The organism is Paenibacillus sp. GXUN7292 (genome assembly GCF_050864975.1).
In the GTDB taxonomy this organism is placed as follows: Bacteria; Bacillota; Bacilli; order Paenibacillales; family Paenibacillaceae; genus Pristimantibacillus.
Genome location: NZ_JBOZWO010000032.1, coordinates 1 through 15,521, shown reverse-complemented (window position 1 = coordinate 15,521; position 15,521 = coordinate 1). Strand labels below are relative to the sequence as shown.

Here is a 15,521-nt window from a genome sequence, read left to right as displayed (position 1 = left end):
CCAAACCAGCTAATCTAAACAGATGCTAGTCTGCTCAATAAAAGAGCGGTTAGCAGCTAATGTAAAGGCAAGCGTCTTAGCGGCATCGCCATAATTGCATAAAATTTGTTCTGCTGAACTGCTTAACACAGCTTCAACAAACTGTTTATTTTGTTCATAATAAGCATCCTGCTTCGATATTCGTGTCATATGCTGCGATTCGTCGATAATAGTAAGCTGCGTGCCATTTTTGTTCAGAGACAAGAAAAAATCCGCTCCAAATATTTTAATTTCTGCTTCATTATAATGAAGGGAATGACAGGACTCTGTTAAAGTGCCTACTGCGCCATTTTTCATCGTAAATGTTACAGCTCCGCCATCATAAATCGTTGCTTCCGGATTGCTATCCTTTATTGAATTACGTCCGAAATTAGCATAAACACTATGAAACTCACCGATTAAATAACGAACAAGATCAACCTGATGTGTTACAGCATCCACTAAAAAACCACCCGAAGCGGCAAGCTGATTCCACCATTTTGCCGGATGTGCAGCTCCATAACGCTGAACCTGTACTAAATGTATTTTTCTATTATGCAAATATTGCTTAGCAAGCTGTACAGTATCCAAATACCTTAAACAGTACCCTGCAGCATGAATAATGCCTGATTGCTCGATCACCCTTTGCTTCTGCTGTACCTCATCAATCTGCAGACCGAGCGGCTTTTCAACTAACAGATGAATATTTCTGTTAGCAGCAAGCTCCTCCAAGTTCCCTCTAGCAAATTGCGGTGAACAAATTAAGACCGCATCAATTTGCTCTGGATCAAGCACCTCTTCCGCAGAGGCAGCAATTGCTGCCCCTGTCTTGGATGCAAGCTTAGCTGCCTGTTCGGTATTTACGTCAAAAACACTAACAACTCGGACATTGCCTATCTGTTCAAACACGCGAATATGATGGCTAGATATGCCGCCCGCTCCGATAACACCAAATCTGATTTCCATCTCAATTTCCTTTCTTGCTGCTCTTACTAGTGAATATTATGGCAGCTTAACCGGTTTTCCGCTTTTAATCGATTCATCAATGGCAAAGCAAGCTTCCATTGATTTGCATGCATCTTCCATACTGCAAAGCGAAGAGGTTTGATTACGTAAAGTCATAATAAAGTCTTCTATTTCCTGAGTAAAAGGATGATGCGCAACATCACCGCTATCCGGTAAAATGGTTGGAATCGTTGCAAAATCGGTTTGCCCTGGTAATTTATGAGTAAACAATTGATTGTTCATAATCGCCCCTTTCTCTCCAAGAATATGGACATTGAAACGATAAGGCGTCTTGCATTCCAATGACGATGAAATTTTTCCCACACCGCCATTTTTTAATTTGAAAATCGCTACAGCATTGGGATCGAATTCATAATCGGATTGATGCCAAGTGGAGCAGCTATAAGCTGTAACCTCCGTAATATCACCAGCAAAAAAACGGATCGCATCAACTGCGTGACAACCTGCAGAGAGCATACTGCTGCCCCCGCTTTCACGTGTTTTACTCCAACGAAATTGTCCATATTGCGGACCTACATGATGCCAATAATCTACATTTACTAGAAATGGACGACCGATCGCGTCATCTTGTATAAGCGCTCTTGTATTTTGAAAAGAATGATTCCAGCGCAGTACAAAACTAGCAACCGAATGCACAGGCCATTTCTCACTGGCCTCCTGTATTCTCCTTAGATCTTCCCGATTCATGGCCAATGGTTTTTCAATAACGATATGCTTGCCGTTCTGCGCCGCAGCGACCATCTGATCTACGCGTTTATCCGGTGTTGAACACAATACAACCGCATCTATATTCGGATCCCTAACCGCAGTCTCATATTCGCTCAGCACTTTTGCTTGTAATTGGTAGGTCGCCAATTTTTCATAAGCACGCTGCTTATTTTCACTCACGATGGCATACAATTCCGCGTCTGGAAGAGAGCTAATGGCTTTGATATACTCCCCTGCGACCCATCCCGTACCAACTACTGCAAATTTAATTGTCTTCAACACGACCCTCTCCTGCCTGTGCTAAATTCGTATTATTCGCAATATACAGACTATATTTCTCATTTACTATAGAGGCAGCTCTCGAACATAGAAATCATCGAACCATGCAGCACCATCGGTATGTGTATTCATACTCAAATATACTTGCAAATATTTTGATGCAGCATCAGGCACAACTTCCAATTCATAAAGTGTCCAGTCTGATTGCACTTGTACAGTCTCCCACGTATAGCGAACAGATGCTATTTTATCTGCTTTTATTTCTCTCAAGCCGATTTGTACTAAGCCGGTCGAAGCACTATTTTTGACCCAGCCCCGCAGTACATATTTATGTCCCGCCTCAACTGGCATTAAGCCTAAAGAGTTGATGACATTATACGTATTTGCACCTCCATCGGGAAGCAAGCTAACAGCATATTGACCGCTATGAGCTTCGTCCGTCGTTCTTTGCCCTTGACGCATCAACCAGCCTTCAGGCACGTTGCTGCCAGTTGTTGCTTGTTCAAATCCCGGATTAAACAGCATATTGTAGCTGACCTTAATCGGTATTTGCAAAGATTGTACAACTCTTTCGCCTCTGCTAATGTGAACTACAACAGTATATTCCCCTTCTGCTATTCCAGCAGGTATATTGAGGGTAGCGTCTACCAATTGCTGAGCGCTCGCACCGACCACTGTCCCTGCTGGCAATTGAAGACTGATCCCTTCCACCATAGGCTCAGCTTCCAACGATACCTGCATATTGCTGAGCGAGCGATTACTCAATTTAATTGCAATAGGATAACTGCCAGCTTTATTCACTATGAGCTCGCCAGGGATAGCCAGTGCTTGCAACTCCTGTACTGACTTTATATAGATCGATTTTTCTACCCATACTTCTGTACCCTTATACTCGTAATAAATATTGACCGGCAATCGATATTGACCTTCTGCGAGCGGCTCATTAATGGTAAATGAAAAATTACGATTTTCCGATTCGTTTTGTTTTAATTTAGCTATTGTCTGAGTCATAGGATCTAATCCAAATGCTTCTGGGAAAACAACTTCTATGTGAATATTTTTCATTGGACTATTAGCCAAGTGACCTATCTGTACCGATAAATTATTCTGTTCCAGCGCCGAAATAGTCCCACTTGCCAGCGTCAGCTTAACGTCTTGTTCATAGCTGGAAACCATACCCAAATACTGCTCGATTGGTAACAATGCAGCTTTCAATACGTCTTGAACCGCTTGATCCTGAAGCTTAGCGACATGCTTGTTCAACTGTTCAATCGTTTTCAAGGCTTTCAGCGCTTCTTTCGTAATCTGCGCCATATTAGGTGCGTCAGCCGTCAAACCTGCATAAAGCGAGCTTAATTCATCATTCAATTTTGTTAATTTATTGATCCACTGAGCGTCTGCGGACAATAAGCTCGCTTGAGCCGCTGCATCTATCATTTTTTCTGCAAGTAATGGATAGGGAGTAATCCGATACATCATCGCTTGCTCTGCATGGAGCTGTACCAGCAATTCATTGGATCCAGAATCGATAGAGGCTGCTGTACCTCCATATATCAGTTCGGCATGGTAACCGCTCACACCGAGCGGAATCGTTGCTTGGTTCGATTGCTCGCTTAAATTGACGGCCATCACATACAGCTCGCCATCCTTCTGCCATAAGGTCCACTGTAATTCTGAGCTTACATCACCGCCAGAAGCAAGCCGATCAGCACTTGTCACCAGCTGTCCGATTTCCTCCAATTCCTCGCGAAAGCTAATTAATCCCGGCCACAATACAGACTGGCGCATCTCGAAGCCTATTTCATTCATAGAATAATAAGCTAAGCCCTGAGCTCCGTTAATAATGGATTGATAAGCCATATTCCGCACTTCGTCAATCAAAGGCAAATAGGGATGATTTGAATTGTACATCGCTTGCAGCACAGTCCAAACCGGTTTATATTCTCCAGCAGCCTGCTTTCCTAGCATAGTATGCTGACCAACTAGAGAGATTGATTTATCCGGGAGAGGATAATAATCGGTTGCAAATATATCTGATAGCTTCGCTGTCGTTTCATAGGCCCATTCTATTGGAGCTTCCACCATATAGACGGGATGCTCGGAATCAATAGATTTGATAATCCGATATGCGTTAATTAACTCTTCTTTAGTTTTACCGTTATGAATAGGCTCATCCATAATCATCCATGCCAGAACGGCAGGGTGATCTTTAAATCTCGTTACAAACTCTTCCGTCATCGCGGCATTTTCATGAACTTTCATGCCACTATACAGCACCACCATCATTTTTAATCCGTATTGTGCAGCGGTATCAAGTTCACTTTGCAACGTATTCGCATTATTGGTACCGCTTCCTTGAATAGCATTAATTCCTGCTGAAGTAAGAAATGGATAGTCATTCATATGAGCGTGGTACGCAGCTACTGGAAAAAACGGCTCTCCATCTACAATTAATGTACCGTCTTCATCTAGCATTGAAGGACGATCATAGCGGAATATCATTTCTTCTTCTACTGCAATCATCGTATTATTCTGATCAAGTAACTGCACCTCAACGCGATAGGGAATCGTTTTACTCATTTGCGATGGATCGAAATGAAACTCAAAAACATTCTCTGCATTCAGCAGTCCTGAATCGGCGAACAATGCATTTGTTTCTTCATTATAAATACGGGCAATAGCCTTCTTATTATTTAACACGCCATCTAAAGGATAAAATGCTGCATCAATTCTTCCATCAGTCTTGTCGGAATAATAAAAAATTTCATCCGTTTGCATATCAATGATCGCTTTATGCTGTTTTAAAATAAAGGATGCATCATCAAAATTTACAGAACCCGTACCATACAAACGAACATAAACCTTTACATGACCCGCTTCAGGCGGTGCAATATTCTCGACTTTAAACTGCTGCCAATCACCCGTCAATTGATTCGGCGGCAATATAAATGTTCTATCGTAATCGAGGATATGATTACTGGAGCTTGTATCCTCCCCACGGTAATATTCCAGCTTAAAGCCGACACCGGACCCCTGCACCCCTGTTGCTTTCAGCCACGCTGAAACTTCATAAGTTCCTCCTTCTTCAAATGGAACAACCTGCATGATCCAGGGATTAGTTTTTTGAGACGTTTCGATTTTTATGCCAAAGTCATCTGAATATGCGGCATTAGGGGAAAGGGAAATCTCTGGATTTCCCCATCCTCCCATTGCATCCCAATGATCTGGAATAAGCTGAGTATTCTGTTCAAAGCTGCCGTTAAGCATGAGTTCGTCACCGACATTCGCTGCCATTGCTTTTGAAGCTCCTAGTGCCGCTATAAAAACAATTACAGCATAACTAGCAGCGATTACCCACCGTGCCATCGTTCGTTTCGACCCTCTGTTTACGTTTAGCTTAGACATATTGAATCCTCCTACTTTCGCTTATTGTTTCACCTTGTCATACCACTCGCGTGCACGAGCTGTTACTTCTTCCCCACCACTGCGATACCAATTCGTAACAAACTCATCAAACTTTTCAATCGGATATTCACCGATAACAATTTTGGTCATAACCTCTTGGTACAGTGTGTGGTTTTGAATATCTGCGTATCCTTCATACACATTGGCAGGCATTCCATCACCAGCGATTGTTTTGGAATTTGCTTGATTATCCGCAATAATTCGGTCACGCTGGTCCAATATTTTTCTAAGATTCTCGTCAACTCCAATCGCATCCAATTCAAGCTGCTTCTGCAAACTAGCCAGGTCTATAATAAAATCGTTTACGATTTTGGCTGTGTTATTGTCATAATCAAGCGGCAATAGCTTTTTCTGACCGTCTACTACTTCGTGATCAATGCCCTCTACACCGAGTATCGCTGTTTCTTTATTGGCCGGATCATGAATCCAATCTAATATTTTCAGCACATTAATAATCGTTTCTTCATCTTTATTGGCTATTACAAACTCCGGACGATTAATACGAGTATGCGTTGTAAAACCGTCATAGCCTTCCACTTTAGGCAGCGGCATAGCTACTAAATGAACTTCAGGATTAATTTCTTTAATTTGATCCAACTGCCCCGTTGTATTTTTATTAATATGGAACCAAGCACCAACACGGTCAGAATTCAGCTTTGCAGTCCAATCCCCAGCTTTATTCAAAAATGTCTCGTTATCCAACAGCTTTTTGACATACATTTCTCTTAAGTTTTCGATAGCTGCTCTCATATTTGGAGTTACACCCGAGTATGTCATTTCTCCATCATAAATATCCCACATCGGAAAGCCTTCCCACATTGCTACGCCATACATGCCGAACAATACGTCCATCCATCGTCCAAATTCTCTGCCCGAAATCGGAATTTCATCCTTCGCATCACCATTTCCGTTAGCATCCTGATCTAGAAATGCCTGCAGTACATCCTCGAATTCCTCTTTCGTCGTTGGTACTTCCTTACCTACCCGATCAAGCCAATCCTGACGAATAAATGCACCATAGCCTTGATACAGCTCAACTCTTGGAATATAGTAAATTCGTCCTTGATTAGTCGGATCAGCCGTTTTTACTACATCCCAAATTTCTTGAGGAATGCGGTTCCAAATATTTGGCGCATATTTCGGCAAATAATCAGTTAAATCAGCTAGAGCGCCTTGTTTAATTAATGTTCCTTCAATTCCTTGCCATGGAATGAAGGCATCTGGCAAGTCATTACTCGCAATTCTTGTATTTAAACGCTGAATATAAGCTGTACCGCCTTCCCATGGAACTAACGGCGAGTAGTAGCCGACACCAACCTGCTCAGCCAACCATTGCGCATAAGGCGATTCCTTCGTAATCGCATTTTTGTAATTTCCATGATTACCCCAAATCTCTACAAAGGGCGTTTCTTTCGGCGGCTCAGATTCTGCAGCCGGAGCAGATTGCTCAGGCTTTGTTGATGGGCTGGAAGACGGTTCATTTCCTCCTTTAGTACTTGAACAGCCTACTAACGCTAAAGATGTCATTAAAACTAGCAACACTAGCTTTTGAATCATTGTTTTTTGCTTGCTATTCATTCTTTACTACCCCTCTCAGTGTAATATTGCTTATTGTTCTATCGTAAACAGCTGTCTTGATGCAGCCGGATACTTCGATTTGTACTCATGTCCTGTTACTTAACGGAACCTAGCATGGCTCCTTTTACAAAATGCTTTTGCAAAAAGGGATATACAAGTAAAATTGGCAATGTGGCAAAAATAACAGCAGCAGCTTGCAATGTACTGTTATTATAAGGAAGCATTTCCTTTAAACGAGTTGTCGCCATATCGACATCGATGATATACTCTCGCAGTTTCAATTGCAGTGGATATAATGCCTGATCCTCTATAAACATTAAAGGTGTCATAAACTGATTCCATATCCCAACTGCATAGAAAATACCAAGTGTCGCAAGCACAGCCTTCGATGAGGGCAGTACGATTCTGAATAATAGCTGAAAATAACCGCAACCCTCCATCTGCGCCGCCTCTTCCAACTCCTTAGGCAATCCTTTAAAAAAGGTACGCATAATAATTAAATTAAAAGCAGTAATCGTATGTGGAATGATGAGCACCCAAATCGAATTATATAAGCCGTATGAACGTAAGGCTAAAAAATATGGAATGATCGGGTATCGAAAAATCATTGTAATCACAATCATAAGCATGAGTATCTTGGCTAATTTAAACTCGTTTTTAGACAGCGGATAAGCAAACAATGCCGTCACAAGCAAGCACAGGATAGTTCCTACCACAGTAGCAAATACAGTTAAAGATACCGATCTCCATAAAGCTGCCTGCTTCACGATATAAATCCAGGATTCCCAAGTAAATTGCACGGGCCAAAAATATACTCGTCCGCTATCCACGGGCACAGGACCACTAAAACTCGTTGCCAGCACCTTCAGAAACGGCATCAGCATTAGGATCGAGAGCAACCCTATAACAATCACTGTTATCAATCGAAATATACTGTCTCCCACAGTTTCACGAGTACCTATCATTACCATAGCCCTCCGTCTTCTTGGTACTTCTTCGCCAGTCTATTAAAAAACACCACCAGCATTAAACCAATAAGCGATTGAAACAAACCAATTGCTGTAGTCGAGCTATATTGTCCTTGAACGATACCAACACGATAGACATAAGTATCAATTACATCGCCAACAGGATATGTCATAGGCGTCAGTAAATTATAAAGCTGATCAAAGCTTAAATCGAGAAAGTTACCAATATTGAGCAGCAGTAATATAACGACAGTCGGCATCAGCATTGGCAAGGTTATACTGAACATTTGGCGAATACGATTGGCGCCATCCGCCATTGCAGCCTCATAAATTTCTGGATTTATTCCGCTAATTGCTGCCAGCAACACGATCGTCCCCCAGCCTGCTTCCTTCCAAATACTTGTCAGTACGACGATAGTCCGAAAGTAAGTCTCGCTTTGCATAAATAAGAAAGGTTCATAGCCAAACCAACCGCGTACCGCGTTTACTACACCCGAGGTTGAAAGAAAATCGAACGCAAGCGCTGAAATAATGACCCATGAAAAAAAATGAGGCACATAGTAAATCGTTTGCATAGTACGTTTATAAGCTAAGTTTTTGATTTCATTAAACAATAGCGCCAGTAAAATCGGAACAGGAAACACAAAAACAATATTATAAAATCCGATGATCGACGTATTTTTCAATACCCGCCAAAATTGCGGATATGAAAATAATTTTTCAAAATGTAGAAAGCCTACAAATGGACTATCGCCAATCCCTTTAAAAATCATATAATCCTGAAATGCTATAATGATGCCGCCTAATGGGATATATCGAAACATAATAAAATATATAATCCCAGGCAGTGCCATCAGGTATAATACTTTATATTTCTTAAAATTCTGCCACAGACTTTCCTTGCTTGTCTTTAATTTGGCTGCTGCCGCCAAAGAGACCCCTCCTCTATTTCTAGTTGCATATCATGTGATTGCGTTTACATCGTAACATTGAAGCTGCTACTGCCGAAATGAGACATTCTGTAGTATTTGGTACGACATTCTTTAGAATGCGCTTTCATTCAACTTGCCAGTAATCCTTATATCTTCTATACTATTTTCAAGAAAAGAGGGAATCATCTTGAAAAAACTTTACACTAGTCTTCGCTATCTCAGCTTTTCAAAACAACTGTTTATTTACTTTTTATTTCTATGTATCATCCCACTTTTGCTTGCCATTCAAATCATCTATTCACAAGGTACAAAATCGATCGAGCATGCTTCGACTGATTTCATTAAGCTGTATGCGTCTCAGCTCAATACAACGATTAACAACTATGTCTTGCAAATTGATCATACATCACGCACGATTTTCAGTGATTACGAAATGATTTCTTTTTTGAAAAATGAGTCCTCCTATTCAACAGGAGACAGTATTAAACATAATCTAATGATTTCTCGCCAGCTTATTCGATTTTCTGACCAGCTTCCATTTGTGGAGGGAGTCATGATTGTTAGCAATGAGGGCAACATTTACTCTACCGGAAACACGAAAATTGAAACCGTTTACAATGATTTGTCGAACCAGACGTGGTTTCAAGATATCATTAAAGCAGGAGGACAGCTCGTTCTTACTCCTTATTACGAGAAAAAGACATTAAAAGAACGAGAATTTGATGTATTCACTGCAGGACGTTTAATTAAAACGCAGCAGGGTGAACCCGCTGGAATTATTTTGTTTGAGCTTTCTTCCCGCAGTCTAATTGCGATTGACAAAGACTTATTTCAATTGAGTAAAACCTATGATGCACAAATTGCCGTTCATAATAAAACGGGTGAGCTGTTATTTAATATGATTCCACAATATAGTGTGGACACACCGAAAACTAAACAAGCAAATGCATCTCCATCATCCCATCCAGCCGAGCAGGCAGTACTAAGCATTTCCAATCAATCCAGCACGACTGGCATTAGTGTTACAATCGATGTACCTGAGCAGAAGCTTTATCAAAGACTTGATAAATTTAAACAGCTTTCTTTTTTAGTAACGCTTATCATCTTGATTGTCATTTCACCAATTTCAGTATGGATCAGCTATCACATTACTAAACCGATTAGACGATTAATTTCCAGCATGAAGCATGTCGATCAAGGACTTTATATGCCTATCCCAAACTCGACGCGCAAGGATGAATTTAACGTTCTAACACAGCACTACAATGATATGATTTTAAAAATCAAACATCTGATCGAAGATGTGCTTACATCAAAAATCAAGCAAAATGAAGCGCGCTTTCTCGCATTGCAAAATCAGATTAACCCGCATTGGCTGAATAATACATTGGAATCGATACGAATGGAAGCTCAAATGACCGGCACCCCTACAGTTGCCAATATGATCAAAACACTTGGCAAGCTGTTTAAGCTTGCACTCAACGAGTCGAATCAGCCCCATCGAATATGTGATGAGATCGAATATGTAGAAACGTATTTAGAACTTCAAAATATTCGCTTCGATGACCGCTTCAAGCTGCGTATCGAAATGGATGAGACATTGCTTAACGCTCCGATCCCGAGGCTTATTTTCCAGCCGCTAATAGAAAACAGTATTATTCATGGCTTTTTGAAGCATGAACGCAATTATCATGTTACGATTAAGGGCATCTGTCAAAATAATAAATGTACAATTAGCATTCATGATGATGGTGAAGGAATGTCGGAGCAACAATTAAAAAGTATCGAGGATCTATTCAAAAGAAATCGTGTTGAGGATACACCTACGAAATCGCTGGGGTTGAAAAATATCAGCGAAAGACTGCGGCTTCATTATGGAGAGAGCTACTCAATTAGCATTGAGTCGACACCCAATAAAGGGACTGTTATCGCTTTTACATACAGCTTGAACGATTACAACAAACTAGAGGAGTGAGCTTCCGCCATGTATAAAGTTGTGTTGGTCGATGATGAAAACCGAATTACGCGAGGCTTATCACATATTATCGCTTGGGAGAAATTGAATTGTACGGTGGTAGGAACGGCTTATAACGGGGAGACCGGCTTGCGATTAGTGGAGGATACACAACCAGATATTGTTATTACAGATATTAATATGCCTTATATGAACGGTCTTGAGATGATTGAAGTATTGAAAGCTCGCTCTAGTCCTATTAAGTTCATTATTTTAAGCGGCTATAATGATTTTCAATATGCACAAAAAGGAATACGACTCGGTATAAAAAATTTCATATTAAAGCCAGTTAATGAGCAGGAGCTAGAGGAAAGCATCCAGCTAATCACTTTCGAAATTGAAAATGAGCGGCTCAATCGAGAGCTGCTGCTACAATCTCAACTGCAAAACCAAAAAAAAGCCACCATTAGTGAGCAAGGGTTAATTCACCATATTAAAAACTATATCGAGCTGCATTATATGGAGAACATTTCATTAAATTCCATTGCCGAACACTTTTTTATAAACCCCAGCTATTTAAGCCAGCTTTTCAAGAAAAAAACAAAGGACACCTTTCTCAACTACTTAACTGATGTACGTATTGAAAAATCCAAAAAATTGTTACTTGAAACCGATTTGAAGGTGTATGAGATTAGCGATCGCGTCGGCTATAAAGATGCCAAATACTTTAGCAAAATTTTCGAAAAAAAGACTCTTATTAAACCAAGTGATTATAAAAGTGGGCAGGTCTAGCTTTCATGCCCCCTATCAATGTCGATTCGCGTTCGCCAGTCTTCGACGATAGCTCATCGATTGAGGGGGTCGATTAATTGTGGATAGGGCAACAATCGAAAGGAATACTACTAACCTTATTGCTTATCAATAGTTGCCCATAATGAATCGACACCCTCCTTACTTGTTAATGTTCGACTACATTATAGGGTATGACACAAGGATAAACGGCTATCGCCGTCCTTTAGACTGGCGCGTTTACCAATGAAATATAAGAACAGATATAAGGTGCAAAAATTTATACTTCTTATATTTTGAAAAAAAGTTTATCAATTTCTGCTAAATAATTACCACCATTTCTGCAAATACTGTATCGTTTGGATAATATCCGCATGCTGTTCCGGACCAGATATCTCGCGTTCGATAATAAACTCGCCGTCAAAACCCAACTGCTTAAGCTTGTTTAAAAATTGCGGGAAATCCACTTTTCCTTCTCCCACCCTAACTTCATCGCCCAGTTTATCACCGTTAGTAGGATAAAAACCATCCTTGACATGTACATTCCGTACGTAACGACCAAACACATCTAGTGCATCAATTGGATTTCCCTTACCATACATAATCAGATTAGCCGGATCAAGATTGATGCCGAGATTAGAGGTCCCAACTCGTTCGATCGTGCGCAGCAATGTAATCGGTGTCTCCTGCCCCGTCTCAAACCAGAATTCAATGCCTAGCTGTGCACAATACTGTGCCACTTCACGAATGGCATCCACAATAGGTGTGAACTCAGGATCTGTCAAATTTTCAGGGATAAAGCCGCAATGCGTAATAATGGCAGGTGCACCAATCCAAGCTGCAAGATCTGCCCATTGCTTCAGCGCCTGAACCCGTTCTTCCCGAAGTTCCGCTGGCACAAGCCCCAGCGTCACCGGTCCTTCCGTAAAATTCCATGACCCCACGCCAGGTAAACCTGCCCACACCGCACAGACGCGTATCTCCGCTTCGCGAGATTCCTGTATAATACGATCTGCCATTTCTTGTGTCGCCGGCAGCTTATCTCCCCCGCATAACAATTGACACACATCAAGGTCGTAACTTTTGACGTTATTAAACTGATTTTGCTGCGAATCCAACTGCAATGAATGAATTACTCCAATTTTCATAGTATTGTTTTCCCCCAAATAAATTAGATTTAGAATCATTCAAATTTATTATAAAAGCTCAAGTTATATTATTCTTTAGCTTCACAAACACATTTCTTGCACACTCCTTGACATTATAGACCGGAAATTTTATACTCCGTGTAAACAGGGAGGGACAAACATTGAAGTTCAAACATCATCCTTTGAGAAATGAAATTAATGTTCGCAGTTTAGTTACCTGTTTCTACTTTGAATTCTCGAAAACTTTTAGCAATAAAGGGGAAAAACATAACTTTTGGGAAATTGTATACGTCGATAAAGGGGAGGCCAAAGCACGCACTAAAACAGGGGTTCATTTGCTTAAGCAAGGTGACTTGGTCTTCCATGAACCGAACGAATTTCATAATCTAAGCAGTAGCGGTGACACTGCTCCGAATATTTTTATTATCACATTCGTCTGCACCTCGGATCCTATGAGCTTTTTCGCTAAACACAAGAAATTCCGACTTGGCGAATTTGAACGCACTATTTTTACTCAATTGATGAGAGAAGGTTTGCACCTAATAGACTTGAAGACCAAACCATCCTCGTTATCGAAGGAGGAGCGTGAGTCACATTTTGCTTGTGAACAGTTAGTCAGCAACTATCTAGAGACATTACTCATTCACCTACTACGCCACCATCATAGAAACGAAGAACGCCCTATCGTGTCATCTACGCGTAAGAATCAAGCAAATCTATTGACGGATCAGATTATTGCATTTTTGGAGACCAACCTTGCGGGTAAATGGACGTTGCAACAAGTTTGCGCTAAATTTGGGATTGGGCGTACGCAGATCAATATTATTTTTAAAGAAAGAACCGGCTGCGGCGTTATTGAGTACATGAACCAACTTCGTGTTGAGAAGGCGAAGGAATATATTCGAATAGAAGTTTACAATCTAACCGAAATCTCAGAGTTGCTCGGATACAGCAGCATCCATTACTTTTCGCGGCACTTCAAAAAAACAACCGGTATGACCCCGTCAGAATATGCTAGGAGCATTAATCTTCGCGGCTGGGAAGTAAGTGTTCTCAAGAAAACTTGATGTTTGAAGGCAATCAAAGTACAGGAGCGGACTAACTGGATGCATTTAATAGAAAAAGGCGCCCATCAGGGCGCCTCAAGTTTTTACTAGCCTTTTTTAACATCATCCAGGCTAGCACCAAAGTTAATATGATACACATTGCCATCGAGCACCAAAGCCGGAACGGAAACTACTCCAGCGCTTTCCGCTTCACCGATACGGCTTCTGTCTGTACCAAAATGTACGACTTCTACACTCACCTTCGACGGATCAAGGTACTGAAGTACCACCTGCTCAGCATCAACACAAACAGGACAACCAGCATGATAAAATACCGCTTTAGACATTACCATCACTCCCTCTAATTTATGTAGCATCGCTACTTATATTGAGTATAGGGGAGGTCATGAGCTATTATCAATTACACATTTCTTCTTATTATCATAGGCAAAAGCAATCGTTATATGGAAACAAAATATACTCTTGCCCCAACATAGAATTGATTAGGCGATATTTGTATCTTTGTACAATATAAACAAGGCTTAAATTAGCTTGATCAGTATAGTAATTAAGTAAGCAGCAGGCAATATTAGCACCTGCGCTAGCAAAGTTCCTAGAAAACGTGAAACCATAAGCAGAGTATATATTTTGCCAAGCTGATCGCGATACGTTACGTTGTTAATCGCTCTATCTGTAATTAATCCAACCTGCGGATCAATAAATATCGTTAATAGAATAGTGGCAATACCGTTGATCAATCCAGATGATTGCGAAGCAGTCATTTGTAATTCTGGAACCAAATAGGCGGCGTACAATGCAGAAAGTACCCCTACTGTATAAATCGCGGTAACGACTATATTTAGAAAAATAAACCGTTTGGATACGCCCAAATATCTATATTGAGCTAAGCGGAAAGAAGGCTTTCGAATATAGTGCCTTGTATTTTTCAACTGTGCAATCGTTACGCTGGAAATCAGCTTTGGCAAGGAACCGGTCAATTCCAGCTTGGATATGACTCTGCTCCAAATATTCACAAAGGTCGGGAATAATATAATAGCAATTAATGTTCCTATCGTTGCAGCAAACATTATTATTCTGAGATATTCCAATAAATTGAAATCTGAATCAACCATTGCATAATCTACAAACCTTCCTATTGGTGCCGCTTGAATGAGATTAGCTGTCCTTGATACTAGTACAACAATGCCTGTTAAAGAGAGCGCAACAGCGATTTTATTTATTTTGACCCCGGCGTATCTTAAAGAATAAGAAAGTGTCTCTGCTGTATGTATGATCATAGTTAACACAAATACTAAAATTAAACTATTTAACATTAACATCTAATGCTCCGTCACCGCCTCTATGCCGCTTCTATTAGTATCATACTATATTTTCCAAAATTTTAAAATTGTATCGTGTAAGTGTTAGCCCCTGAAGAAACTCTAAATGTCATCTTTGCCCAAAATCGTATGACTACTTCCTGTTTACCTAACCATTTCATCGCTGTGATTCGAAAATGATGCAAAAATACATTATTTTTTCCAATTTTGTTACTTTTCTATAACATTCCTGCGATTATGCAGGATTTATGAGCATTAGAGTTCTTTTTA

Annotated in this window: 12 protein-coding genes; 3 read left to right on the top strand and 9 right to left on the bottom strand. The window is 40.6% G+C overall.

Annotated features, from left to right (window positions below):
* Nucleotides 1-9: 9 nt before the first annotated feature.
* The 6 genes from ACRRU2_RS21365 to ACRRU2_RS21340 form a co-directional block, all read right to left on the bottom strand.
* Nucleotides 10-984 (bottom strand): Gfo/Idh/MocA family protein, encoded by a 975-nt coding sequence (locus ACRRU2_RS21365; protein WP_432504856.1) that lies wholly within the window; start codon nt 982-984, stop codon nt 10-12.
* Nucleotides 985-1,020: 36 nt separating this feature from the next.
* Nucleotides 1,021-2,031 carry a Gfo/Idh/MocA family protein gene (locus ACRRU2_RS21360; protein WP_432504854.1) on the bottom strand — a complete coding sequence of 337 codons (1,011 nt, stop codon included), beginning with the start codon at nt 2,029-2,031 and terminating at the stop codon, nt 1,021-1,023.
* 66 nt (nt 2,032-2,097) lie between these two features.
* A complete protein-coding gene (locus tag ACRRU2_RS21355) occupies nt 2,098-5,436 on the bottom strand; it encodes a carbohydrate binding domain-containing protein (protein ID WP_432504852.1) in 3,339 nt (1,112 codons plus the stop codon).
* A gap of 21 nt (nt 5,437-5,457) precedes the next feature.
* Nucleotides 5,458-7,074, bottom strand: a complete 1,617-nt coding sequence (locus ACRRU2_RS21350; RefSeq protein WP_432504850.1) for an extracellular solute-binding protein — start codon at nt 7,072-7,074, stop codon at nt 5,458-5,460.
* 95 nt (nt 7,075-7,169) lie between these two features.
* Nucleotides 7,170-8,039 (bottom strand): carbohydrate ABC transporter permease, encoded by an 870-nt coding sequence (locus ACRRU2_RS21345; RefSeq protein ID WP_432504848.1) that lies wholly within the window; start codon nt 8,037-8,039, stop codon nt 7,170-7,172.
* Entirely contained in the window at nt 8,039-8,896 is an 858-nt protein-coding gene (locus ACRRU2_RS21340; RefSeq protein ID WP_432504912.1) for an ABC transporter permease, read from the bottom strand. The genes ACRRU2_RS21345 and ACRRU2_RS21340 overlap by 1 nt, the downstream gene beginning before the upstream one ends.
* Nucleotides 8,897-9,161: 265 nt before the next feature.
* Between ACRRU2_RS21340 and ACRRU2_RS21335 the strand changes: the two genes are divergently transcribed.
* Nucleotides 9,162-10,949: a cache domain-containing sensor histidine kinase gene (locus ACRRU2_RS21335; RefSeq protein ID WP_432504845.1), complete on the top strand. Its 1,788-nt coding sequence runs from the start codon at nt 9,162-9,164 to the stop codon at nt 10,947-10,949.
* 9 nt (nt 10,950-10,958) lie between these two features.
* Nucleotides 10,959-11,720, top strand: a complete 762-nt coding sequence (locus ACRRU2_RS21330; protein ID WP_432504843.1) for a response regulator transcription factor — start codon at nt 10,959-10,961, stop codon at nt 11,718-11,720.
* A 326-nt stretch (nt 11,721-12,046) separates the two neighbouring features.
* On the opposite strand, the gene ACRRU2_RS21325 is transcribed toward ACRRU2_RS21330, so the two are convergent.
* Complete coding sequence (locus ACRRU2_RS21325; RefSeq protein ID WP_432504841.1) at nt 12,047-12,865, bottom strand: sugar phosphate isomerase/epimerase family protein; 819 nt, start codon at nt 12,863-12,865, stop codon at nt 12,047-12,049.
* A gap of 161 nt (nt 12,866-13,026) precedes the next feature.
* Here ACRRU2_RS21325 and ACRRU2_RS21320 point away from each other — a divergent pair, with 161 nt between their 5' ends.
* On the top strand, nt 13,027-13,932 hold the full coding sequence (locus ACRRU2_RS21320) for an AraC family transcriptional regulator (protein WP_432504838.1): 906 nt from the start codon (nt 13,027-13,029) through the stop codon (nt 13,930-13,932).
* Between the two features lie 86 nt (nt 13,933-14,018).
* On the opposite strand, the gene ACRRU2_RS21315 is transcribed toward ACRRU2_RS21320, so the two are convergent.
* Both ACRRU2_RS21315 and ACRRU2_RS21310 read right to left on the bottom strand, forming a co-directional pair.
* Nucleotides 14,019-14,258, bottom strand: a complete 240-nt coding sequence (locus ACRRU2_RS21315) for a thioredoxin family protein (protein ID WP_331700957.1) — start codon at nt 14,256-14,258, stop codon at nt 14,019-14,021.
* A gap of 195 nt (nt 14,259-14,453) precedes the next feature.
* A complete protein-coding gene (locus tag ACRRU2_RS21310; RefSeq protein ID WP_331700958.1) occupies nt 14,454-15,245 on the bottom strand; it encodes a lipid II flippase Amj family protein in 792 nt (263 codons plus the stop codon).
* Between the last annotated feature and the right edge of the window lie 276 nt (nt 15,246-15,521).